Source organism: Azonexus sp. MM2026_4 (genome assembly GCF_055901855.1).
In genome coordinates this window covers 1,281,320-1,303,339 of sequence record NZ_CM148380.1, presented here as the reverse complement: position 1 = coordinate 1,303,339, position 22,020 = coordinate 1,281,320, and the positions used below count along the sequence as shown (strand labels likewise).

19 protein-coding genes, 3 tRNA genes and 1 pseudogene are annotated in these 22,020 nt (G+C 66.4%); 17 read left to right on the top strand and 6 right to left on the bottom strand.

What is annotated here, in order from left to right:
* Positions 1–127 precede the first annotated feature (127 nt).
* Positions 128–1,414 (top strand): serine--tRNA ligase, encoded by a 1,287-nt coding sequence (serS, locus tag AC0KWY_RS06040; protein ID WP_474028736.1) that lies wholly within the window; start codon positions 128–130, stop codon positions 1,412–1,414.
* 16 nt (positions 1,415–1,430) lie between these two features.
* On the opposite strand, the gene mltF is transcribed toward serS, so the two are convergent.
* On the bottom strand, positions 1,431–2,861 hold the full coding sequence (gene mltF / locus AC0KWY_RS06035) for a membrane-bound lytic murein transglycosylase MltF (RefSeq protein WP_474028735.1): 1,431 nt from the start codon (positions 2,859–2,861) through the stop codon (positions 1,431–1,433).
* Between the two features lie 27 nt (positions 2,862–2,888).
* Between mltF and AC0KWY_RS06030 the strand changes: the two genes are divergently transcribed.
* A tRNA-Ser gene (locus AC0KWY_RS06030) sits at positions 2,889–2,976 on the top strand.
* Between the two features lie 367 nt (positions 2,977–3,343).
* On the opposite strand, the gene AC0KWY_RS06025 is transcribed toward AC0KWY_RS06030, so the two are convergent.
* On the bottom strand, positions 3,344–5,965 hold the full coding sequence (locus AC0KWY_RS06025; protein ID WP_474028734.1) for a PhnD/SsuA/transferrin family substrate-binding protein: 2,622 nt from the start codon (positions 5,963–5,965) through the stop codon (positions 3,344–3,346).
* Between the two features lie 110 nt (positions 5,966–6,075).
* Here AC0KWY_RS06025 and AC0KWY_RS06020 point away from each other — a divergent pair, with 110 nt between their 5' ends.
* The 4 genes from AC0KWY_RS06020 to AC0KWY_RS06005 all read left to right on the top strand — a co-directional run bounded on the left by AC0KWY_RS06020 (position 6,076) and on the right by AC0KWY_RS06005 (position 8,687).
* Positions 6,076–6,960: a bile acid:sodium symporter family protein gene (locus tag AC0KWY_RS06020; RefSeq protein WP_474028733.1), complete on the top strand. Its 885-nt coding sequence runs from the start codon at positions 6,076–6,078 to the stop codon at positions 6,958–6,960.
* An 83-nt stretch (positions 6,961–7,043) separates the two neighbouring features.
* Positions 7,044–7,119, top strand: a tRNA-Gly gene (locus tag AC0KWY_RS06015).
* A gap of 16 nt (positions 7,120–7,135) precedes the next feature.
* Positions 7,136–7,212: transfer RNA gene (locus AC0KWY_RS06010), tRNA-Val, on the top strand.
* Positions 7,213–7,274: 62 nt separating this feature from the next.
* Positions 7,275–8,687: an aminotransferase-like domain-containing protein gene (locus AC0KWY_RS06005; RefSeq protein WP_474028732.1), complete on the top strand. Its 1,413-nt coding sequence runs from the start codon at positions 7,275–7,277 to the stop codon at positions 8,685–8,687.
* Between the two features lie 184 nt (positions 8,688–8,871).
* Here the strand turns inward: AC0KWY_RS06005 and AC0KWY_RS06000 are convergent, their stop codons facing one another.
* The 4 genes and pseudogenes from AC0KWY_RS06000 to AC0KWY_RS05985 all read right to left on the bottom strand — a co-directional run bounded on the left by AC0KWY_RS06000 (position 8,872) and on the right by AC0KWY_RS05985 (position 11,119).
* Positions 8,872–9,405, bottom strand: coding sequence for a hypothetical protein (locus AC0KWY_RS06000; RefSeq protein ID WP_474028731.1), 534 nt, complete (start codon positions 9,403–9,405; stop codon positions 8,872–8,874).
* A gap of 94 nt (positions 9,406–9,499) precedes the next feature.
* Positions 9,500–9,952 (bottom strand): hypothetical protein, encoded by a 453-nt coding sequence (locus AC0KWY_RS05995; RefSeq protein WP_474028730.1) that lies wholly within the window; start codon positions 9,950–9,952, stop codon positions 9,500–9,502.
* 270 nt (positions 9,953–10,222) lie between these two features.
* The gene (locus tag AC0KWY_RS05990; protein WP_474028729.1) at positions 10,223–10,525 is read right to left on the bottom strand and encodes a hypothetical protein; all 303 of its coding nucleotides are present in this window, start codon (positions 10,523–10,525) and stop codon (positions 10,223–10,225) included.
* Positions 10,526–10,528: 3 nt separating this feature from the next.
* Positions 10,529–11,119, bottom strand: a pseudogene (locus AC0KWY_RS05985) (cytochrome c oxidase subunit 3 family protein).
* A gap of 197 nt (positions 11,120–11,316) precedes the next feature.
* Here AC0KWY_RS05985 and ccoG point away from each other — a divergent pair.
* The 11 genes from ccoG to AC0KWY_RS05930 all read left to right on the top strand — a co-directional run bounded on the left by ccoG (position 11,317) and on the right by AC0KWY_RS05930 (position 22,009).
* On the top strand, positions 11,317–12,699 hold the full coding sequence (ccoG, locus tag AC0KWY_RS05980; RefSeq protein WP_474028728.1) for a cytochrome c oxidase accessory protein CcoG: 1,383 nt from the start codon (positions 11,317–11,319) through the stop codon (positions 12,697–12,699).
* Entirely contained in the window at positions 12,696–12,914 is a 219-nt protein-coding gene (locus AC0KWY_RS05975) for a hypothetical protein (RefSeq protein ID WP_474028727.1), read from the top strand. The genes ccoG and AC0KWY_RS05975 overlap by 4 nt, the downstream gene beginning before the upstream one ends.
* Before the next feature lie 129 nt (positions 12,915–13,043).
* Positions 13,044–14,387, top strand: coding sequence for a dicarboxylate/amino acid:cation symporter (locus tag AC0KWY_RS05970; protein ID WP_474028726.1), 1,344 nt, complete (start codon positions 13,044–13,046; stop codon positions 14,385–14,387).
* A gap of 163 nt (positions 14,388–14,550) precedes the next feature.
* Positions 14,551–16,209 (top strand): ATP-binding SpoIIE family protein phosphatase, encoded by a 1,659-nt coding sequence (locus AC0KWY_RS05965; RefSeq protein ID WP_474028725.1) that lies wholly within the window; start codon positions 14,551–14,553, stop codon positions 16,207–16,209.
* On the top strand, positions 16,206–16,550 hold the full coding sequence (locus AC0KWY_RS05960; protein ID WP_474028724.1) for an STAS domain-containing protein: 345 nt from the start codon (positions 16,206–16,208) through the stop codon (positions 16,548–16,550). Before AC0KWY_RS05965 ends, AC0KWY_RS05960 begins: the two co-directional genes overlap by 4 nt.
* Positions 16,540–17,343: an MlaE family ABC transporter permease gene (locus tag AC0KWY_RS05955; RefSeq protein WP_416692224.1), complete on the top strand. Its 804-nt coding sequence runs from the start codon at positions 16,540–16,542 to the stop codon at positions 17,341–17,343. The genes AC0KWY_RS05960 and AC0KWY_RS05955 overlap by 11 nt, the downstream gene beginning before the upstream one ends.
* A 3-nt stretch (positions 17,344–17,346) precedes the next feature.
* Positions 17,347–18,165: an ABC transporter ATP-binding protein gene (locus AC0KWY_RS05950; RefSeq protein WP_474028723.1), complete on the top strand. Its 819-nt coding sequence runs from the start codon at positions 17,347–17,349 to the stop codon at positions 18,163–18,165.
* Positions 18,162–19,085, top strand: coding sequence for an MlaD family protein (locus AC0KWY_RS05945; protein ID WP_474028722.1), 924 nt, complete (start codon positions 18,162–18,164; stop codon positions 19,083–19,085). The genes AC0KWY_RS05950 and AC0KWY_RS05945 overlap by 4 nt, the downstream gene beginning before the upstream one ends.
* A complete protein-coding gene (locus tag AC0KWY_RS05940) occupies positions 19,082–19,621 on the top strand; it encodes an ABC-type transport auxiliary lipoprotein family protein (protein WP_474028721.1) in 540 nt (179 codons plus the stop codon). The genes AC0KWY_RS05945 and AC0KWY_RS05940 overlap by 4 nt, the downstream gene beginning before the upstream one ends.
* A 34-nt stretch (positions 19,622–19,655) precedes the next feature.
* Positions 19,656–20,633 carry an ABC transporter permease gene (locus tag AC0KWY_RS05935; protein ID WP_474028720.1) on the top strand — a complete coding sequence of 326 codons (978 nt, stop codon included), beginning with the start codon at positions 19,656–19,658 and terminating at the stop codon, positions 20,631–20,633.
* Entirely contained in the window at positions 20,633–22,009 is a 1,377-nt protein-coding gene (locus AC0KWY_RS05930) for an ABC transporter permease (protein WP_474029701.1), read from the top strand. Before AC0KWY_RS05935 ends, AC0KWY_RS05930 begins: the two co-directional genes overlap by 1 nt.
* Positions 22,010–22,020: the final 11 nt, after the last annotated feature.

The window sequence follows — 22,020 nt, the reverse complement described above, 5'->3', positions numbered from 1 at the left end:
GAGGCGTAATGATAACCGGGTCAGCCGGATTCTGGGCGTCGGCGTGTCGCGTATAATTACCGGCTGATTTGGCGCCGGCGGATTCCCCGGAATCCTTCGCCGCCTGGCTCTTCCCAGGAAAATACACATGCTCGACATCCAACAACTCCGTTCCAATCTCGATGCCGTTGTCGCCGGTCTGGCCAAGCGCGGCAAGCCGCTCGACTTCACCGCGTTCTCGGCGCTCGAAGCCGAGCGCAAGACGCTGCAGACGCGCACCCAGGACCTGCAGGCGCAGCGCAACAGCCTGTCCAAGCAGATCGGCATGTTGAAGGGGCAGGGCAAGGATGCCTCCGAAGTGATGGCTCAGGTCGGCGCCCTCGGCGACGAGCTGAAGGCTTCCGAAGCGCGCCTGACCGAACTGCTCGGCGAGTTCAACGCCATTCTCGCCGCACTGCCCAACATCCCCGACGAATCGGTGCCGGTCGGCGCCGACGAAACCGCCAACGTCGAGATCAAGCGCTGGGGTACGCCGCGCGTCTTCGACTTCCCGGTCAAGGATCACACCGACGTCGGCGAGGCACTCGGTCAGCTCGATTTCGCCACCGCCGCCAAGATTTCCGGCGCCCGTTTCTCGCTGCTGAAAGGCGGGCTCGCCCGCCTGCACCGCGCGCTCGCCCAGTTCATGCTCGATACGCATACCGCCGAGCACGGCTACACCGAGCTCTACGCGCCCTATCTGGTCAACGCTGCCAGCCTCTACGGCACCGGCCAGTTGCCCAAGTTCGAGGAAGACCTGTTCAAGATCCTGCGCGGCGAGCAGGACCCGCTCTATCTGATCCCGACCGCCGAAGTGCCGGTGACCAACATCGTCCGCGACGAGATCCTCGACGCCGCCGCGCTGCCGCTGCAGTTCGTCTGCCACACCCCGTGCTTCCGTTCCGAAGCCGGCTCGGGCGGCCGCGACGTGCGCGGCATGATCCGCCAGCACCAGTTCGACAAGGTCGAGCTGGTGCAGATCGTCCATCCGGAAAAATCGGCCGAAGCGCACGAAGCGCTCACCCGCCACGCCGAAGTCATCCTCGAGAAGCTGGAGCTGCCCTACCGCCGCGTCGTGCTGTGTACCGGCGACATGGGTTTCTCCGCCGCCAAGACCTACGACCTCGAAGTCTGGCTGCCGGCGCAGAACACCTACCGCGAGATCTCGTCCTGCTCCAACTTCGGCGCCTTCCAGGCCCGCCGCATGCAGGCGCGTTTCCGCAACGACAAGAACAAGCCGGAAATCTGCCACACGCTGAACGGCTCCGGCCTGGCGGTCGGCCGCACGCTGGTGGCGATCCTGGAGAATAACCAGCAGGCCGACGGCAGCGTTACAGTGCCCGTCGCGCTGCGTCCCTACATGGGTGGTCTGGAGCTGCTGACGCCGACGCGCTGATTGTTGCGGCGTCGGTTCAGCGTCTGAGCTTGATCCCAGGCGGCTCGCCGCGCGTGCCGCTGATCCCGATCTTGCCGTCCATCGGCGGGATGGTGGCGCTCAGCGGTGGCGCGTTGCGGACCAGGATGTCGTAATAACTGCGGATGTTCTCGACCATGATCACCGCTTCGCCGCCGCGCGCCCGGCCGGATTTGAGCCGGTTGTAATACTGCGGCTTGGCCAGCAGCGGCAGGATGCGCTTCATGTCGTACCAGGCGCCGGGGTCGGCATTCAACTGCTTGCCGATGGTTCGTGCCGCGTTGAGATGGCCGGGGCCGATGTTGTAGCCGGCGATTGCCAGCCAGGTGCGGTCGGGTTCCGGCATGTCGTGCGGCAGGCTGTTGCGGATCATGTTCAGGTAGCGGGCGCCGGCCAGGATGCTGTCGCGCGGGTCGAGGCGGTTGCTGACGCCAAGCCGGTCGGCGGTTTCCTCGGTCAGCATCATCAGGCCGCGGACATTGGTGTAGCTGGTGGCGAACGGGTCCCAGTGCGATTCCTGCCAGGCCAGCGCGGCGATCAACCGCCAGTCGATGCCGGTCAGCTGTTCGGCATCCAGGAAATGCTTGCGCAGGCGCGGTAGCGTGGTCTTGATGTGACCGAGGAATTTCTCCACGTCGTCCTGCTGCAGACGGCGGACATGGCCGAAATAGCGTTCCTCGAGGCGGGCCAGCGTGCCGTCGCTGCGGATTTTTTCAAGATAGGCCTCGATCCGCGCCTTCAGTTCCTGATTGGGAACCGGCCCCAGCCACCAGGCGATCGGTGCCGCGCTGCTCAGGGGCAGGGTGGCGCGCAGGCTGGGGACGTACTGGTTGGCGATGTCGGCGAACTTGCCGTCCATCGCGACATAGGAAATCTTCTGTTCGCCGAGCGCTTCGAGCAGGTCGATGACGTCGCCCTGGCCGACTTCGATCAGTTGCAGGCCAGGGATTTCCCCCATCAGGCGGCGGATGGTCGCCGCTTGTCGCGTCCCGGCCAGCGCATGCACGGTCTTGCCGGCCAGTTGCGCGAGCGAAGTCAGCGGTAGCGACGCCTCGTGCTGGGCAAGGACGTCATGGGTATTGAACAGCGTCGGACCGCTCTGCATTTCCGGGCTGATTCCCGGCGATAGCCAGGCGGCGGCGATGTGGTAGGAGCCGCTGAGCAACTGCCGGCTGATCTCCCCCGGGGAGAGGACGTGAAACTTGACCGGGACGCCCAGTTCCTCGGCCAGACCGCTGACCAGATCGTATTCCAGGCCGCTGATGTTGCCCGATTCGTCGAGCTGGTAGCTGAGCGGGCCGGGACGCGTCAATACGACCAGGTTCTGCTTGCCCGGCGCGGGGTAGGGAAGCGGTACCGGCCAGCCCCGCTCGCAGCCGCCGAGCAGCAGAGTGAGCAGAATTGCGACAAGGCTGTTAAACCGCGCCATAACTTGTGCTATTATCTCGGCCGCTGCGGAGAGGTGGCAGAGTGGTCGATTGTACCTGACTCGAAATCAGGCGTACTGCAAGGTACCGAGGGTTCGAATCCCTCCCTCTCCGCCAGCAAACGATTGACGATGGAATCAGTAATGCCGGCCCTTTTCAGGCTGGCTTTTTTTTCGTCTTTTTTCTCGTTCGGATACCTTGTTTCAACCATGAATTCCCCGTTTGGCAGAGATGTTGCGGCGATGTTACCGCAATGGCCTTGCCGGATTGGTAAGGAAATGCGCGATTTGTAAATCGGCGATGTCGCCGAGTCGCCTGGCGAATGCCGGCTATTGGCCCGGTCCCGGCCAGATCCAGCCGAGCAGGTAGAGCAGCATCAGGACGGTGCCGATGAAAAGCAGCGGAACGAGGATGAGGGAATCGAACATGCTTCGATTATCCCTGTTTCATTATTCCCCTTGAATTGTACGATGGTCGTACCGGCTCACTGGCTTGGCCGGGAGTGGCGCAACCATTTGAGCAGGGTTTCGAACAGCCGTTCCGGTGCCACCGGTTTGCCGAGGTGGTCGTTCATGCCGGCGGCCAGGCAGCGCAGGCGGTCTTCGGCAAAAGCGTTGGCGGTCATCGCGATGATCGGCGTCTCGCGGTTGAGCGATGCGGCGCGGATGGCGCGGGTCGCTTCGATGCCGTTCAGCGCCGGCATCTGCATGTCCATCAGGATCAGGGCATAGCTTTCGCGCTGTGCCAGTGCCACCGCTTCGTCGCCGTCTTCCGCGGTGTCGACGCAAAGTCCGCAATCCTCGAGCAGCCCCAGCGCGACTTCGCGGTTGATCGGTTCGTCCTCGGCGAGCAGGATGCGCGAGGCCAGGAATTCGCGGATGATCTGCTGTTCGGCCGAAGAGCCCGGCGTTTCGACTACCCGGGCGTTGTCGTCGTGGCGCAAGCGGGCGGTGAACCAGAAGGTGCTGCCCTGGCCGGCGACGCTGTTGACGCCGATTTCGCCACCCATCAGGTGCGCCAGCCGCTTGCTGATCGCCAGGCCGAGACCGCTGCCGCCGTATTTGCGGGTCATCGAGTTGTCGGCCTGCTCGAAGGCGGTGAACAGTCGCCGCTGCGCTTCCGGGGCGATGCCGATGCCCGTGTCCTCGACTTCGAAGCGCAGGGCCACGTTGCCGTCGACGACGTCGCCGGCCTGACAGCGCACGGTGACCTGGCCGTGGTGGGTGAATTTGATCGCGTTGCCGCTCAGGTTGAGCAGGACCTGACCCAGGCGCAAGGGGTCGCCGATCAGCGACAGGCTCCTGATCCGCTCGCTGACTTCGATGTGCAGCGCCAGCCCCTTTTCGGCGGCACGCAGGGCGGTCAGGCTGTGCAGGTTGTCGAGCACGCTGCCGAGCCGGAAATCGGTCTCCTCGAGCTTCATCCGGTCGGCTTCGATCCGGGAGATGTCGAGGATGTCGTTGATCACGTGCAGCAGGTGCTTCGAGGCGCCCTCGATCTTGCCCAGTTGCTCGCGCAACTGGCGGTCGCCGGTCTGGCGCAGGATCATGCTGGTCATGCCCATGATCGCGTTCATCGGCGTGCGCAGTTCGTGGCTCATGTTGGCGAGGAAGGTGCTCTTGGCGCGGCTGGCGTCCTCGGCGCTTTCCTTGGCCTGGATCAGGGCGGCGGTGCGTTCCTCGACCAGCGCTCCGAGATGGTCGCGGTGACGGTGCAGTTCCGCTTCCGTGCGTTTGCGTTCGCTGATGTCGCGGAAGGCGCTGACCGAACCGCCGGTTGCCCGGCCGACCGGGTCGCGGAGCGGCCGGGCGGCGATCTCGACGTCGACCAGGCTGCCGTTGCGATGCCGGAACAGCAGTTCGCCATGGAAGGCGCGGCCGTTGCGCACCGCCTCGAACAGCGGGCACTGGGCCAGCGGCAGCGGGTTGCTGCCGTGGTTGTGGAAGATGTCGTGGCCGATGGCGCCGATCACTTCCTTGGTCGAATAGCCGAGGATTTCGGTGAACGCCGGGTTGACCATCGTCACCCGGCCGCCGCGGTCGAGCACGTAGATACCGTCGGCGATCGTGTCGGTGATCGCGCGCAGCCGTTCCGCCTCGCGCGCCTGGCGTTGCCGCATGTGCCAGAGACGTGCGGTCAGCGCCGAAATGATCAGCAGGCCGAGGACGCTGACCAGGATCTGCCACTGGTAGCGCTGCCAGACGTCGCGCATGCGGAAATCGGCTTCCTCGTAAGGCGGCAGGCGCAGGGCGCGGGTCAACTGGTCGATGTTCTGGTAATCGCCGGGAATGGTGAAGCCGTGGATGCCCATCGTCTGCGCCACCGCCATGTCCGGCGTGATCAGCAGCAGCGCCCGGTTGATGCGCTTGACGACGTCTTCCGGCACCTTGGGCAGCGCGGCGAAGGCCCATTCGGGATAGAGCCGGGTCGAGGTGACGAAGGGGAAGCCGGCGAACTGCTGCCGGTTGATGACGCGCAGCGCGTCGGGCTGCAGCTTCCCTTCACGCGTCAGGCTTTCCAGGATGCCGGTGCGCACGAAGCCGACCTCGGCTTCGCCGGCCAGCACCGCGCGGATCACCTTGTCGTGGCTGCCGAAGGCGATCAGTTCGGCGTCATCGGGCAGTTCGATGCCGGCCAGGTGCAATTCGTAGGCCTGCGTCTGGTAGCCGCCGAGGAACATGGCGCCGGCGCCGGGTGTCGCCAGCCGGGTGCCGCGGATGTCCTGCAGGCTGCGGATGGCGCTGTCGCTGCGGGTGACGATGACGCCGCCGAGCTGGGCGGTGGCCAGGCCATTTTCCAGAGTCTGCAGGGTGGCCATGGCGCCGGAGAGGCGGTTGCCGTGGCGCAACTGGATGTAATGCGCCGGGTTGGTGAACACCAGGTCGATGCGCCCGGCGGCGATCGCCGCGTTCATCTCGGCGTGGTCCAGGTATTCGACGCGGACGACGTGGCCGGCGGTGGCGCCGCTCAGGTAGACGCCGAACATGTCGAACTTCTCGGCCATCACGGGTTTCGGGCGGTAGGCGAAGATGCCCAGGGTCAGGGTTTCTTCCGCCTGCCCGCACAGGGGCAGGGCGGCCAGGAACAGCGCCAGCCAGAATTTCATCGTTCTCCCGTTTCGCCGTTTCGGCTTGTCGATTCGCCTGAAGGCCTTGGTTTTGTAGGGGTATTGTAAGCCTGTTGGCTGCGCCGGGGTGTCCGTATAATCGGCCGACCATGATCGATACCCTGTTCCTGCCGCTGGCGCTCGCCTTCATCATGTTTTCGCTCGGCCTGGCGCTGCGCGCGGACGATTTTCGCAGCGTCGTCGTCCATTGGCGGGCGCTGCTCATCGGCCTCGCCGGCCAGATCCTGATGCTGCCGCTGCTGGCCGGTGGGCTCGGTGTCGGCCTCGGTCTGTCGCCGACCATGCTGCTCGGCCTGATGCTGATCGCCGCCAGTCCCGGTGGCGTCAGTTCCGCCTTCCTGACCCATCTGGCGCGCGGCAACACCGCGCTGTCGCTGGTCGTCTCGGCGCTCAGCAGCCTGCTCGCGGTGTTCAGCCTGCCGCTGGTGATCAACCTGCTGCTCGGCTGGCAGGCGAGCGCTGTAGACGCCGCGCCCTTCAGCCCGGGCGACATGCCGCTGGGCAAGCTGCTCGGTGGCGTCCTCGTCGTCACCACGCTGCCCATCGTCGTCGGCATGCTGCTGCGTCTGCGCTTCAAGCTGATCGGCGAGCGCGGCGAACGCATCGTCGGCCGGCTGGCGACCGGCTTCTTCGTCGCCATCGTCGTCGTCACCTTCGTTTCGCACCGCGCCACCATCATCGACGGATTCCCCGAAGTCGGCACCGCCACCGTTCTGCTCAACCTGCTGACCATGCTCGGCGGCGCCTTGCTCGCCTGGGCCGGCGGCCTGCAGCGCCGGGAAACGATCGCCATCAGCCTGGAATGCGGCCTGCAGAACGCCGGTCTCGGCATCTTCATCGCGCTGGCCGTCTTCCAGCGCCCGGAGCTGGCGGTGCCGAGCGTCGTCTACGCGCTGACGATGAACCTCGGCGCCTTCATCTTTCTCGCCATCGTCCGCGCCCAGCGCTCCCGCGCCGGCCTCGGCGCGGCCTGATGCCAAACCCGGAAAGCCTGTCGCTGTCAAGGTCTTGGCGTTTTCCGGAAAATCGGTAGAATGCGCGCCTCGCACACGGAAACGCGGCAGTAGCTCAGTTGGTAGAGCGATACCTTGCCAAGGTATAGGTCGAGAGTTCGAGACTCTTCTGCCGCTCCACAGCCTTTCCGTTCCGGCGTCCTTAGCTCAGTTGGTTAGAGCGCCACGTTGACATCGTGGAGGTCGATGGTTCGAATCCGTCAGGACGCACCACTGCGGTGGTTTTCCCACTTTTTCCCGATTTCTCCGCCGGCCGGGCTGCTACGATGCGCGCCATGAGTCTCTATCAGGACATCGCGGCGCGTACCGAAAAGCTGATCGGCGAGGGCATTCTGCGTCCGGGCGAGCGCCTGCCGTCGGTACGCCAGGCCTGCCGCACGCACGCGGTGAGCCCGATCACCGTGACCCAGGCCTATGCCTTGCTGGAAAGCCGCGGGCTGATCGAGGCGCGGCCGAAATCCGGCTATTTCGTGCGCGCTCGCCTCGGCCAGAAGCTGCCGGAACCGGCGATGACGCATCCGGCCGGCGGTGCCACCGAGTTGCAGGTCAGCGATTTCATCTTCCAGATCCTCGACAGCGTCCGCGATCCGGGCATCGTGCCGCTCGGCTCGAGCTTTCCGGCGGCAGCGCTGTTCCCCTTCGACAAGCTCGGGCGTTTCCTCGCCGGGGCCGCCCGCCGGCTCGATCCGCAGTCGACGCTGAGCGACCTGCCGCCGGGCAACGAGGAGTTGCGCCGGCAGATCGCGCTGCGCTACCTGGCGCAGGGCGCCTCGGTGTCGCCGCAGGAGATCGTCGTCACCGCCGGCGCGATGGAAGGCCTCAACCTCTGCCTGCAGGCGGTGACCCGGCCGGGCGACCTGATCGCCGTCGAGTCGCCGACCTTCTACGCCGGCCTGCAGGCGAGCGAGCGCCTCGACCTGCGCGTCATCGAGATTCCCAGCCATCCGCGCGAGGGCGTCAGCCTGGCGGCGCTCGAAGCGGCGCTGCGCCAGCATCCGGTGAAGGCCTGTCTGTTCATGCTCAACTTCGCCAACCCGACCGGCAGCCTGTTATCCGACCCGCGCAAGCAGGAACTGCTGCAACTGCTGCGCTGCCACCAGGTGCCGCTGATCGAGGACGACGTCTACGGCGAGCTCTATTTCGACCGCCAGGCGCCCTTGTGCAGCAAGGCCGCCGACAGCGACGGCCTGGTCATGCACGTCGCCTCGTTCTCCAAGTGCCTGGCGCCCGGCTACCGGCTCGGCTGGGTCGCCGCCGGCCGCTACGCCGAGGTGATCCGCCGGCAGAAACTGGCGACCAGCCTGGCGACCTCGGTGCCCGTGCAGATTGCGCTTGCCGATTACCTGCGCCAGGGCGGCTTCGACAAGCACCTGCGCCAGTTGCGGCGGCGTCTGGCCGAGCAGGAGGCGACGCTGGTCGCCGCCGTCGAGCGGCATTTCCCCGACGGTACCCGGCTGGCCCGGCCGCAGGGCGGCTATTTCCTGTGGCTCGAACTGCCGCCGCAGGTCGATGCGCTGCGCTTGCACCGCGAGGCGCTGGCGCGCGGCATCAGCGTCGCGCCGGGGCCGATCTTCTCGGCCAAGCGCGAGTTCGCCCACCACCTGCGGCTGAATTTCGGCCATCCGGTTGGCGACGCCCAGCTGGCGGCAGTGGCGACCCTGGGCCGCCTGGTCGCGGCCGCGCTGTAGCCGCAGCATCGCACTGATCAGAGCACAGGTTCTTATCGAAGTTGACCACTGAGTCGCATCAACTTGACCGGCTCGAATCGAGCCTAAGCGGAAATTGACTGTTTCAGAAAGCGGCAGTCGAACGCTCTGCTCGCGGGCCGCCCTGGAGCGAAGCCGTCGGTCTCCTCGAAGCGCGGCTTAGGCGTCACCTCGATGAACCTGTTTGGCGTTTGGTACCGACATGGTGCGGACCTTTACCAACTGAGCTTCGAAAGTAGTAGGAACCGCCAAAGATCATGGACCACCCGAATTTCTCGTCGATTTCCAACCGGCCTACGCCTCCGCGTTGCACGAAGTGGTGGAGGTCGTTTACTTCGTCCTTGTACTGCGGGTTCACGCCGTCCCCTGCGATATAGTAAAGAACGAACAGGGGGCAACATGGATCGCCATCGGGTAAGAATATGTCGCTGAAGGAATACGCGACGCACTGCCAGAGGAGATCCCTTGCTTTTGTGTCGTGTTTCTTCTTGTCAGTTGCATTGAAGATTTTCACTTCAACGACTGCGAACCCATCGTCAAAGCCTCGTTCGAGTAGGTGAGGTCGTGGCTGCAAAACAAGATCGTAATGGACGGATTCGCCACCGTGTTTGTGGCGTCCGCTCCAATGCTCGTGAACGAAGAAGTCGGTTCCGAGCGTTACGGAAAGTGTCTTTCGATACTGGGCTTCACTGTCGGCCATCTATGACGCCCAACGATGAAAGTAACCGGACGCCGCGCGGGGCGGGCAAAGGAAGCCTAAAGGCGGGTGTTCGGCGGTGCGGTTGACTGGACGGTTAGCCGTGATGGCCCACATGGTTTTTTCGCCAGTAAAGAAAGACCACATAAACAAGCACGAGCAAAATGCCAAGCCATGAAGGCGCCCACAGTTGCTGGGCAATGGAAGCTGGGATATCAAAGCCACTGCCTTCACGAACAGAGCAAACATGAATGCCCCGAATTGTGGTTTGTGAAAAATAGGTTGGAATGAACTGAGCACCGAGAATCAATGTTGCGACATGCGGTACAGCCAACAGACTGTAAGGCCGCCCCAATTTTGAGCCGGCAGCAGCAACAGCAAGGCCGACCAAGCCAATTGGAGCGAGCACAAAGAGGCCAGCAAGCCAAGGGTCATCGTCGCCTTGGGTACAGGTGCCAAAAAGCGGCCCCGCAATACCGATCAGCAAAGCCAGACTCAATAGCCAACCAAAGATAGTCCGTGCGCGCATGGCAAGACGACTAACAGCCATTTACGAGCAAAGATGCCAAAGGCATTGTCAGTAATACGGACACGATTGGATCGTCGCTAAGGTTTTGAATGACATGGAGATTATCCGATGTCGGTCTCTTCATCAACCAGCAATCATACGGACAGAGTCGATGTCCGGTATGAGGCTGGTTCTTGATGGTCTGCTCCTGGCCGGGTGCTGCCAGAGAGCTTCTGGTCACGATGACGATATTGCGTGGTCAGCCGGGATAAGTTTGGGCGGCCAACGCCATCGAGATTCCGCAGTAGCCGCCTAGAGCGTCGCCCAGCGGGCGAATTCGGCTCCGAACCGGGCGAGCAGCATCAGCGCCACCGGCACCGCCAGCACGAAACCGGCCAGCACGCGGCGGATGAACGGATGCGCCAGCGGCGCTTCGAGGAAGCAGTGGCAGATCAGCCACCCCTTGACCCAGACGATCGCGGCGACCAGCCAGGGCAGCGCCGGCGAGCCGTGCAGCCAGCGGCCGAGCAGCAGGCTGGCGAAGGTCAGGGCGAGCAGCGCCAGCCAGGCCAGGGTCGGCGCCAGCAGGCGCGGGGCGGGGGCGGTCTGGGTCATGGTTCAGGCGAGCACGTAGAAGAAGGGAAAAAGCACCAGCCAGATCAGGTCGGTGGCGTGCCAGTAGCTGGCCAGCGCCTCGAGCCCGCCGTGGTCGTCGGCGTCGTAGGCGCCGGCGAGGTGGCGGGCGAGCACCCAGAACATGCCGAGGATGCCCCAGAGCGCATGCACCAGGTGGTTGAAGGTCTGGTAGTAGTAGACGGTGAAGAAGATGCCGGATTCGCCGTTGATGCCTTGGGCGAGGTTCCAGCGGATCTCGAGGAACTTGGCCAGCGGGTAGCCGAGCGCGACCAGCAGGCCGCCGCTCAGCCCGTGCAGCGACTGCCGCCGGCGACCGGCGCGGATGGCCTACACCGAGCAGGCGATCAGGAAGCTGCTGCTGAGCATGAGCAGCGTGATTGCCGTGCCGGCGGTGCGCGACAGGCGCTCGGCGCCCTCGGCGAAAGTCTCGGGGAAATGCGCGCGGGCGACGAAGTAGACCGTGAACAGCACGAGAAACTCGACGAACTCGCAGCAGATGCCGACCCAGATTCCCTTGTCGCCGGGGATGCGTCCGCCCGGCGCGGCGTGTGTGGCGAGGGCCGCGCTTGCCATGATCTTGCGTTCCGGATTGCGATACCGCCATCGTGCCATCGCCGGCGGCGGCGCACAGGGACAGATGGCGCGAATGGCGATCGGTACAGGGGGCTGGTAGGTCAATCTGTGCCTATAACAAATCGCAGTTTCTGAATCTGTTCCTGTCTGGCGGCCGGTGGTCTACTGGCGGCCGTCAAACACCGAGGAGCGGGAGCATGAACAAGCCGGTCAGCAAGGTCAGGGAAGCCAAGCTGGAGTTGTATCGCAAGCACGGGAAGATCCACGCCCGCTCGGTCGAGGGCCGTTTCAACCGCTGGCGCTGGGGCATGGTCTGGTTCACCCAGGCGATCTTCTACGGCCTCTGCTGGCTGCCCTGGGAGAGCGCGAGCGGTTCGCGGCAGGCGGTGCTGTTCGACATCGCGCACGAAAAGCTCTACCTGTTCGACCTCGTGCTCTGGCCGCAGGATGCGCTGCTGCTCGCCTTCGCGCTGATCCTGGCGGCCACCGCGCTGTTCCTGACGACGGCGCTGGCCGGCCGGCTGTTCTGCGGCTTCGCCTGCCCGCAGACGGTGTACACGATGCTGTTCACCTGGATCGAGGCGCGCGTCGAAGGCGATCACCTCGCCCGCCTGAAGCTCGACCGCAGCCCGACCGGGCCGCGCAAGCTGGCGCTGCGCCTGACCAAGCACCTGCTGTGGGCGGCGCTGGCAGGGTGGACGGCGATCACCTTCGTCGGCTACTTCACGCCGATCCGCGAGCTGCTACCCAGCCTCGCGGCGCTGTCCACCGGCCCCTGGGAAGCCTTCTGGCTGATCTTCTACGCCGCCTTCACCTACGTCCAGGCCGGGCTGGCGCGCGAGGCGGTGTGCCAGCACATGTGTCCCTACTCGCGCTTTCAGGGTGTGATGTTCGACCCGGCCACGCGCAACGTCGCCTACGATCGCCAGCGCGGCGAACCGCGCGGCAGCCGCGGTGCCGGCCAGGGCGACTGCATCGATTGCGGCATCTGCGTCGAGGTCTGCCCGACCGGCATCGACATCCGCGACGGCCTGCAGTACCAGTGCATCAACTGCGGCCTCTGCATCGACGCCTGCGACCGGGTGATGGACCGGATCGGCGCGCCGCGCGGGTTGATCCGCTTCGCCTCCGAGAACGAGCTGAGCGGCCGTGCCGGTGCCGGCTGGCGGCAGCGGCCGCGCCTGGCGGTGTACGCCGGCGTTCTCGTCGTTATCGCCGGCCTTGCCGCGTGGACGCTGGCCGAGCGCTCGCTGCTGCGCGTCGACGTCCTGCGCGACCGCGGCGCGCTCGCCCGCGAAACCGCCGACGGCCGGATCGAGAACGCCTACACGCTGAAGCTGGTCAACATCGCCGACCGGCCGCGCCGCTTCACTGTTGCGGTCGCTGGCCCGCTCCCGCTGGAAATCGTCGGCGCCAGCGAGTTCGCGGTCGGTGCCGGCAGCCTGGTCCCGGTCGCGGTCACCGTCGCCGCGCCGGCCGGCGGGCAGCGCTCCGGCATCGTGCCGATCCGCTTCGCGGTCAGCGCCGTTGACGAGCCGGCGCTGCGCGTCGGCGAGGCGAGCAGCTTCGCGCTGCCATGAGCCGCCACGACGAACCGGCGCCGCCGCTCTGGCGGCGCGCCGACGGCCGGCCGCTGGCCTGCGTCGAGAAGATCCGCGTCCTCGACGACAACTACCGCGAACTGGCGCAGATGCTGCGCGACGCGCTCGCCGACGGCATCCTGCTCGGCTGCGCCGAGAGCGCGCTGCGGGCGGCGCTGCACGAACTGGTCGAGCGCGTCCGCCCGGACTTCTGAGGCGGGCGGATTGTGGTTAACCACAATTCGGAAAGCCACAATTCCGCAACAAACGCCTTGCCACCATACTCGCGGCCCATCGGTCGGGGATGGGGTTCCCGACATGTCCTTTAACATCGGGGGAATACAGTGAAGAAGATTTTTCAGAGCCTTTACGTCCAGGTGCTGATCGCCATCACGATCGGCGTCCTGCTCGGGCACTTCCATCCGGAAACCGGCGCGGCGATGAAGCCGCTGGGCGACGGATTCATCAAGCTGATCAAGATGATCATCGCGCCGATCATCTTCTGCACCATCGTCGTCGGCATCGCCGGCATGGAAGACATGAAGAAGGTCGGCAAGACCGGCGGCCTGGCCGTGCTCTATTTCGAGGTGGTCAGCTCGATCGCCCTCATCATCGGCCTCATCGTCGTCAATGTCTGGGCCCCCGGCGTCGGCATGAACGTCGATCCGGCCTCGCTCGACACATCGGCCATCGACAAGTACGCGGCGCCCGGCCAGATGCAGACGACGACGCAATTCCTGCTGAACATCATCCCGACCAGCGTCGTCGATGCCTTCGCCAAGGGCGACATGCTGCAGGTGCTGTTCTTCTCGGTTCTTTTCGGCTACGCGCTGCACGCCTTCGGCGAGCGCGGCAAGCCGGTCTTCGAGTTCATCGAGCGCCTGTCGCACGTCTTCTTCCGCATCGTCGGCGTCATCATGAAGGTCGCCCCGGTCGGTGCCTTCGGCGCCATGGCCTACACCATCGGCAAGCACGGCGTCGGCAGCCTGGCCCAGCTGGCCAGCCTGATGGGCGCCTTCTACCTGACCTGCGTGCTGTTCGTCTTCGGCGTCCTCGGCACGATTGCGATGGCGCACGGCTTCTCGATCTGGAAGCTGATCAAGTACATCAAGGAAGAGTTGTTCCTGGTGCTCGGCACCTCGTCGTCGGAATCGGCGCTGCCGCGCCTGATGGCGAAGATGGAAAACGCCGGCGCCCAGAAGTCGGTGGTCGGCCTGGTTGTCCCCACCGGCTACTCGTTCAACCTCGACGGCACCTCGATCTACCTGACGATGGCGGCGGTCTTCATCGCCCAGGCGACCAACACCCCGCTCGACCTGTCGCACCAGATCACCCTGCTGCTGATCCTGCTGCTCACCTCGAAGGGCGCCGCCGGCGTCACCGGCAGCGGCTTCATCGTGCTCGCGGCGACGCTCTCTGCCGTCGGTACCGTGCCGGTCGCTGGCCTGGCGCTGATCCTCGGCATCGACCGCTTCATGTCGGAAGCCCGCGCGCTGACCAACTTCGTCGGCAACAGCGTCGCCACGCTGGTCGTCGCCAAGTGGTGCGGCGCCCTCGACCAGGAACGGATGACTGCCGTGCTCAACAACGAAACGCTGGACGAGGCCGACCACCCGGAACTGGTCCTCGACGACGCGCCGGCGCCGGATATCGCGCACACGCCGCAGCCGGCCACCGCCCACCACTGAGCGGCCAACGATCTCCTCCAGCCCCCGTGCTGCTTGCGCCCCGTCCCTGCCGACGGGGCTTTTTTTCGCCCACCGCGGCAAGCCGGCTTGAGCCGGGCAGGGCTTAGGATTACATTGGCGATGACCGCCTGCGCGGTCATCCCGATGTCCTACGAGCGCCGCCGTGACTTCCAGCAACCATTCCCTGACGCCCGACGCCGCCGGCAACATCCAGTGGCTGGCCAGCCTCAGCCAGGATTTCGCCGCCTCGCTGTCGATGCCCGAGACGCTCGACAACGCCATCGCCCAGATCATGAGCTACCTCGAGGTCGAGGCGGCGTCGATCTTCCTGCTCGACCCCGGCGAGGCGACGCTGACCTGCCTGGCCTGCGCCGGTGCCGTCGATATCGGTGGCCTGACCGTCGCCAACGGCCAGGGTATCGTCGGTCGCGCGGTGAGCAGCGGCCAGCCGCAGCTGGTGCGCGACGTTGCCACCGACGGCGATTTTTCCGGGGCGATCGACGCCCTGACCGGTTTCCGCACCCGTTCCATCCTGTGCGCGCCGCTACAGGTCAAGGGCCGCATGCTGGGGGCGCTGGAAGTGATCAACAAGCGTGCCGCCGACGCCAACTTCGATGCCGGCGACTGCCAGCTGCTGCAGGCGCTGGCCGGCGTCGTCTCGCTCGCCATCCACAATGCGCGGATGGCCGAGGCGCTGCTCGAGCAGGAGCGGATGCGGCGCGACCTCGACCTCGCCCGGGAAATCCAGCGCGGCCTGTTGCCGCAGTCGCCGCCCGGTTTTCCGGTGTGCGCGATCAACCTGCCGGCGCTCGAGGTTTCCGGCGATTTCTACGACTTCTTTCCGCTGCCCGACGGCCGCATCGTCTGGGGCCTGGGCGACGTTTCGGGCAAGGGCATGAACGCGGCGCTACTGATGGCCAAGACGATCAGCCTGTTCCGCTGCCTGGGCAAGCGCGAGCCGGACATCGGCCGCCTGCTCGCCGACCTCAACGACGAGATCGCCGAAACCGCGTTGTTCGGCATGTTCGTCACCATGGTGCTGGGCACCTACGAGCCGGCGAGCGGCGCGGTGCGCCTGGTCAATGCCGGCCACCAGCCGCCGCTGTTGCGACGGCGCGACGGCAGTTACGCCGAGTTCGCCGCCGCCGGGCCGCCGCTCGGCGTGCTGCCCGGCATGAGCTACGAGGCGGTGACGCTGCAACTCGATGGCGGCCGCCTGTTCGTGTTTACCGACGGCGTCACCGAGGGCCTACGCGAGGACGGCAGCATGCTCGGCCTCGCCGGCCTGCAGGCGATCTTCGACGCCCACGCCGGCGCCGAAGCCGCCGCCCAGCTGGCGGCGGTGGCCGACACCCTGCAGGCCGGCGGGCGCCGTCTGCGCGACGACCTGACGCTGCTGGCGATTGCCCCGCCGCCCTTGCTCGACCGCGAATTCCCGGCCGAATCCGGCGTCCTCGCCGAGGTCCGGGCGACGCTGGAGGTGGCGCTGAACGGTGTCGGCCTCGCCGCCGAAGCGGTCGGCGAGCTGGTGCTGGCGGTCAACGAGGCCTGCATGAACATCATCCAGCACGGTTACGCCTACGCCGAAGGCCAGGTTTTCCGCTTGCGCCTGTGGCGCGATGCCGGCATGCTCCAGGTGCACCTGCTCGACCACGGCCGTCCGGCCAGGCTGGACGACCTCTGTCCGCGGGCGCTGGACGACCTGCGCCCGGGGGGGCTGGGGGTGCATTTCATGCGCCAGTTGAGCGACGGCATCGCCTACCTGCCGCCGCCGCCGGGCTACGATAATCTGTTGCAGATCAGCAAACGACTCAAGGCATGAGGGACAGGGTGGAAATCACGACGCGCAAGGCGGGGGAATACGACTGGCTGGGCATTTCCGGCGACGTGGATATGCACGCCGCGCCGCAGGTGCGCAAGGCGCTGCTCGACGCCTTGCAGGATAAGAACGGGCTTCTCGTCGATCTGGCCGAAGTCCGCTACATGGACAGTTCCGGCGTCGCCTGCCTGGTCGAGGCGTTCCAGACGGCGCGCCGCCAGGGCAGCCGTTTCGCGCTGCTGGCGGTGGCGCCGCCGGTCCTTGCGGTGTTGCGTCTGGCCCGGCTGGACAAGGTATTCACGCTCTACGCCACGGTGGACGAGGCGCTGGCCGGTGGCCGCTGAGTTCCTGAGCCAGCGCGTCGAGGCGCTCGGCCGCCGGACGGCGGCGGCGCTGGCCGAATTCGGCTATATCGCGGCGCTCCTTGTCGAGGCCTGCTACTGGCTGTTGCTCGGCCACTGGCGGCGGCAGCCGGTGCGCCTGCCGGCGGTTTTCCGCGAGGCGGTCGGGGTCGGCGTGGCGGCGATTCCGGTGGTCGGCCTGGCGGCCTTCGCCACCGGCATGATGCTGGCGATCCAGGGCGTCTACACGCTGCGCACCTTCGGCGCCGAGGAACAGGTGGTGATCGGCGTCGCCCTCTCGGTGGCGCGCGAGTTCGGGCCGCTGATCACCGGCATCTTCGTCGCCGGCCGCTCCGGCTCGGCGATCGCCGCGCGCATCGGCACCATGCAGATTTCGCAGGAGATCGACGCCCTGCGCGTGATCGGCATCAACCCGGTGCGCTACCTGGTGGCGCCGATCCTCGCCGCCATGCTGCTGACGCTGCCGGCGCTGACCGTGCTCGCCGACCTGCTGGCGCTGCTCGGCGCCGCGCTCTACTGCGCCGGCGACCTCAACCTGCCGGTCGGCATCTTCTTCGAGCGGACCTTCACCATCCTGCGCGTCGCCGACGTGCTCGATGGCCTGACCAAGAGCCTCTTGTTCGCCGTCGTCGTCACCCTGATCGGCGCCAGCAACGGTTTCTCGGTCACGGCGGGCGCCGAGGGCGTCGGCCGGGCGACGACGCGTTCGGTGGTGCTGTGCTGCATCGCCATCATCCTGGTGGACATGGTGTTCACCTTCTTCACCAGTCGCTGAACGATGAGCGCCGACGATTCCGCCTTCGAATACGCGATCGAGGTCGAGCACCTGGTCACCCACTACGGCGCGCGCAAGATTCTCGACGACATCAATTTCAGCGTCCGCCAGGGCGAGATCATGGTCATCATGGGCGGCAGCGGTTCCGGCAAGAGCACGCTGCTGCGCCACCTGCTCGGCCTGCACCGGCCGACCTCGGGCAGCATCCGCCTGCTCGGCCACGACATCACCCAACTGAGCGCCGACCAGATGTACGACCTGCGCAAGAACATGGGCGTTGCCTTCCAGGGCGGGGCGCTGTTCAACTCGATGACGGTCGGCGAGAACGTCGAACTGCCGCTGCGCGAACACACCCGGCTCGACGACAACACGATCCGCATCATGAGCCGGATGAAGCTCGAGGTGGTCAACCTCGCCGGCTTCGAGGACCTGATGCCGGCCGAGCTGTCCGGCGGCATGATCAAGCGCGCGGCACTGGCTAGGGCGATCGTCATGGACCCGCGCCTGCTCTTCTTCGACGAGCCGTCGGCCGGCCTCGACCCGGTGGTTTCGGCGGAACTCGACGAACTGATCCTGACCCTGCGCGACGCGATGAACATGACCATCGTCGTCGTCACCCACGAACTGGAAAGCGCCTTCAAGATCGCCGACCGCATCACCGTCCTCGACCAGGGACGCATCCTGATGTCGGACAGCGCGGCGGCGGTGCGCGCTTCCGACCACCCGCGCATCCGCGCGCTGCTCGACCGCACGCCGCGCAGCGACGCGGTGGACGCCGACGCCTACCTGGAACGACTGACCCGGGAGATTTTCCGAGCATGAAACGCGACAACGTCAATTACCTGCTGGTCGGCAGCTTCGTGCTGCTCATGGGCATCGTCCTGCTCTACGCGCTGTACCGGATCACCGGCCAGGCGGCGAGCGGGGCGCCCTTCGTCACCCATTTTCACAACGTCGCCGGGATCAAGGCCGGCTCGCCGGTGACCCTCGACGGCTACGCCATCGGCAACGTGGCGAGCATCGAGCCGGTGCGGCGCGATGGCCGCAACGCCTACCGGGTGACGCTGCAGTTACGCGAAGCGGTCGCCATCCCGGCCGACAGCCGGGCGCGCATCACAGCGCCGGGCATGCTGGCGGCGCCGCTGGTCGATATCCGCAGCGGTGCCAGCCAGGAGATGCTGGCGGCCGGCGCCGAACTGCCGGGCGAAGCCGGCGGCAGCCTCAGCGAGTCGGTCGCCGGGCTGGCCGGCGACCTGCGCGCCCTGGCCAACGACGGCATCCGGCCGCTGGTCGAGCAGATTGCCGGTCGCGTCAACCGCGTCGGCGGCAGTATCGAGGAAAACCTGCCGGCGACGCTGCGCGAACTGCGCTCGGCGATGACCCGCCTGAACGCCACGGCCGGCCGTGTCGACGACATGTTCTCGGCGCAGAACCGTCAGCACATGGAAGGCATGCTGAAGAACGGCCACGACGCCTCGCTGCGCATCGCCCAGCTGTCGCAGGAAATCCTCGGCGCCAGCCGCGAACTCGAAGGCCTGCTCAAGGACTCCCGGCTGATCGTCGCCGGCAGCGGCCAGGACCTGCAGCAGTCGCTGCGCCACGCCGACGCGCTGCTCCACCAGCTGGAAGCTGCCGGCCGCAACCTCAACGAATTCAGCCGCACCATCCGCAACAACCCGGCAGCGCTGATCCAGGGCCGGCCGCCGGTCGATGCCGCCACCGCCCAGGGAGAAAAACCGTGATCCGTCTGCTGGCCATCCTCGTCCTCCTCGCCGGCCTCGCCGCCTGCGGCGGCAATGTCGCGCCGGCGCCGCAGGAGCAGTTCTACCGCCTGCAGGCGGCGCCGCTCGCCGACGCCGGTGCCGCCGGCCTGGCGGTCGGTCGTTTCACTGCCGACAGCATCTACGCCGAGCGGCCGCTGGTCTACGGCGACCCGGGCGATCCGCATACCTCTCGTCAGTACCACTACCACCTGTGGCTCTACCCGCCGGCGCAACTGGTGCGCGACCACCTGGCGCAGACGCTGGGCGCCCGCCAGGCGGATTTCGCCGAACGGCGGATCGAGGGCCGGGTGCTGCGCTTCGACCGCGTCGGCCGGCAGGCCGTGGTCGAACTCGAACTGCGCGTCGTCCAGGGTCGGGAGGCGATCTTCGACCGGCGCTATGCGGCCGAGGAAACGGCCAGCGGCGACGGCCTGCGTGCCCACGTCGAAGCCAGCGAGCGGGCCCTCGCCACGATCTACGGCCGCTTCCTCGCCGATCTGCGCACCCGCCGCTGAGCAGCGGCGGCGACTTCTGCGATAATCCGTTGCCATGCTCGCCTTCCTCCTCCGCCGCCTGCTCTACGCGATCCCGATCCTGATCGGGGTGAACCTGATCACCTTCGCGCTCTTCTTCGTCGTCAACACGCCCGACGACATGGCCCGCATGCAGCTCGGCATCAAGCGTGTGACGCCGGAAGCGATCGCCCAGTGGAAGGCCGAGCGCGGCTACGACAAGCCGCTGTTCATCAACGGCGCGGCGCCCGGGCTGGCGACGCTGACCGACACCATCTTTTTCGAGAAGTCGGCCCGTCTCTTCGTCGGCGATTTCGGCCGCGCCGAGGACGGCCGCGACATCGCCCGCGAGATCGGCACGCGGATGGGGCCGTCGCTGGCCATCGCGCTGCCCACCTTCGTCCTCGGCCTGTTCGTGACGATCAGCCTGGCGCTCACCCTGGCCTTCTTCCGCGCCACCGCCTTCGACGTCTGGGGCGTCGTGCTGTGCGTCGCGGCGATGTCGATTTCCGGGCTGTTCTACATCATCGGCGGCCAGTACCTGTTCGCCAAGGTCTTTCGCCTGGTGCCGATTTCCGGCTACGGCGACGGGCTCGACGCCTGGCGCTTCCTGGTCCTGCCGGTGGCGATCGGCGTCGTCGCCGGGATCGGCGCCTCGGCCCGCTGGTACCGGACGATCTTCCTCGAGGAAGTCTCGAAGGACTACGTGCGCACCGCGCGCGCCAAGGGATTGAACGAGACCGTCGTCTTCTTCCGCCATATCCTGAGGAACGCGCTGATCCCGATCCTGACCGGCGTCGTCGTCGTCATCCCGACGCTGTTCATGGGCTCGCTGCTCACCGAATCCTTCTTCGGCATTCCCGGTCTCGGTAGCTACACGATCGACGCCATCCAGGCGCAGGATTTCGCCGTCGTGCGCTCGATGGTCTTCATCGGCTCGGTGCTCTACATCGTCGGCCTGATCCTGACCGACATTTCCTACACCCTGGTCGATCCGCGGATTCGCTTCTCATGATGGGCCTGCAGATCGTCGTCCTCTGGTCCGACCTGCTGGTCTGGCTGTTGCTGGTCTCCGGCGTCGCGATCAGCGTGCTGATCGCCCGCACGCCGCTGCTGCTCGCCGCCTGGCGGCGGGTCGGGCGCAGCCGCGCCGGCATGGCCTCGGCCACCGTGCTGCTGCTCTTCCTGGTCATCGGTTTGCTCGATTCGCTGCATTACCGGCCGGCGCTGGCCGGTGCGCCGGGCGACAAGGCGCAGTATTCGATCGAGGTGCTGTCGGCGCTCGACGCGCTGGCCGGTCCGCTGCGCACGGAAAACGAGAAGACCTATTCGGCGCCGCTGGCGACCCGGCTCTATGCCAAGGAGACGGTGGAGCGGCCGGGGCTCGGCACGCTGCGCGAATTCCCGCGTCTCAAGTTCGGCGGCGCCCACCTCGGCGAGCGCGAGGACGAGGCGATGGCCGACATCGCCTTCCGCGCCTCGCTTGGCGCGGCGCTCGGCGTTCTGGTCTGGCTGGCCGTGGCCGGCGCCAGCGCGGCGGCGGTCGGCGGCTGGCAGAAGATCCGCCGCCGCGAAACCGTCTTCGCCTGGGATGCCGTGCTGCTGACCTTGCTCGTCCTCTGCCTGACGCTCGGACCGCTGTTCGCGCTGGCCGGCCACTACCATGTCTTCGGTACCGACAAGGTCGGCCAGGACGTGCTCTACCAGATTCTCAAGAGCGTGCGCACGGCGCTGATCATCGGCCTGGTGACGACGCTGGTGATGCTGCCGGTGGCCGTGCTGCTCGGCATCGTCGCCGGCTATTTCCGGGGCTGGGTCGACGACCTGATCCAGTATGTGTACACCGTGCTCAATTCGATTCCCGGCGTGCTGCTGATCGCCGCCGCCGTGCTGATGATGCAGGTGATCATCGACACCCATCCGCAATGGTTTGCCACCGCCGCCGAGCGCGCCGACCTGCGCCTCTTGGCGCTCTGCTTCATCCTCGGCATCACCTCGTGGACCGGGCTGTGCCGGCTGCTGCGCGGCGAGACGCTGAAACTCAGGGAGCTCGAATACATCCAGGCGGCGCAGGCTTTCGGCGTTTCCAGCGGGCGCATCATCCTGCGCCATATCCTGCCCAACCTCATGCACATCGTCATCATCGCGCTGGTCATGGATTTCTCCGGCCTCGTGCTGGCCGAGGCGGTGCTTTCCTACGTCGGCATCGGCGTCGATCCGACGATGACCAGCTTCGGCACGATGATCAACAACGCGCGCATGGAACTCGGCCGCGAGCCGGTCGTCTGGTGGTCGCTGATCGCCGCCTTCGTCGCCATGTTCATCCTGGTGCTGGCCGCCAACCTGTTCGCCGACGCGGTGCGCGACGCTTTCGATCCGCGTGCCGCATGATCCTTGAGTCA

What these genes read in the sequence shown, in the direction of transcription:
- mltF (WP_474028735.1), bottom strand. Translation starts at nt 2,861, where the DNA reads ATGGCGCGGTTTAACAGCCTTGTCGCAATTCTGCTCACTCTGCTGCTC.
- AC0KWY_RS05960 (WP_474028724.1), top strand. Translation starts at nt 16,206, where the DNA reads ATGAGGGACAGGGTGGAAATCACGACGCGCAAGGCGGGGGAATACGAC.
- AC0KWY_RS06000 (WP_474028731.1), bottom strand. Translation starts at nt 9,405, where the DNA reads ATGGCCGACAGTGAAGCCCAGTATCGAAAGACACTTTCCGTAACGCTC.
- AC0KWY_RS05990 (WP_474028729.1), bottom strand. Translation starts at nt 10,525, where the DNA reads ATGACCCAGACCGCCCCCGCCCCGCGCCTGCTGGCGCCGACCCTGGCC.
- AC0KWY_RS05995 (WP_474028730.1), bottom strand. Translation starts at nt 9,952, where the DNA reads ATGGCTGTTAGTCGTCTTGCCATGCGCGCACGGACTATCTTTGGTTGG.
- AC0KWY_RS05945 (WP_474028722.1), top strand. Translation starts at nt 18,162, where the DNA reads ATGAAACGCGACAACGTCAATTACCTGCTGGTCGGCAGCTTCGTGCTG.
- AC0KWY_RS06025 (WP_474028734.1), bottom strand. Translation starts at nt 5,965, where the DNA reads ATGAAATTCTGGCTGGCGCTGTTCCTGGCCGCCCTGCCCCTGTGCGGG.
- AC0KWY_RS06005 (WP_474028732.1), top strand. Translation starts at nt 7,275, where the DNA reads ATGAGTCTCTATCAGGACATCGCGGCGCGTACCGAAAAGCTGATCGGC.
- AC0KWY_RS05975 (WP_474028727.1), top strand. Translation starts at nt 12,696, where the DNA reads ATGAGCCGCCACGACGAACCGGCGCCGCCGCTCTGGCGGCGCGCCGAC.
- serS (WP_474028736.1), top strand. Translation starts at nt 128, where the DNA reads ATGCTCGACATCCAACAACTCCGTTCCAATCTCGATGCCGTTGTCGCC.
- ccoG (WP_474028728.1), top strand. Translation starts at nt 11,317, where the DNA reads ATGAACAAGCCGGTCAGCAAGGTCAGGGAAGCCAAGCTGGAGTTGTAT.
- AC0KWY_RS05930 (WP_474029701.1), top strand. Translation starts at nt 20,633, where the DNA reads ATGGGCCTGCAGATCGTCGTCCTCTGGTCCGACCTGCTGGTCTGGCTG.
- AC0KWY_RS06020 (WP_474028733.1), top strand. Translation starts at nt 6,076, where the DNA reads ATGATCGATACCCTGTTCCTGCCGCTGGCGCTCGCCTTCATCATGTTT.
- AC0KWY_RS05935 (WP_474028720.1), top strand. Translation starts at nt 19,656, where the DNA reads ATGCTCGCCTTCCTCCTCCGCCGCCTGCTCTACGCGATCCCGATCCTG.
- AC0KWY_RS05950 (WP_474028723.1), top strand. Translation starts at nt 17,347, where the DNA reads ATGAGCGCCGACGATTCCGCCTTCGAATACGCGATCGAGGTCGAGCAC.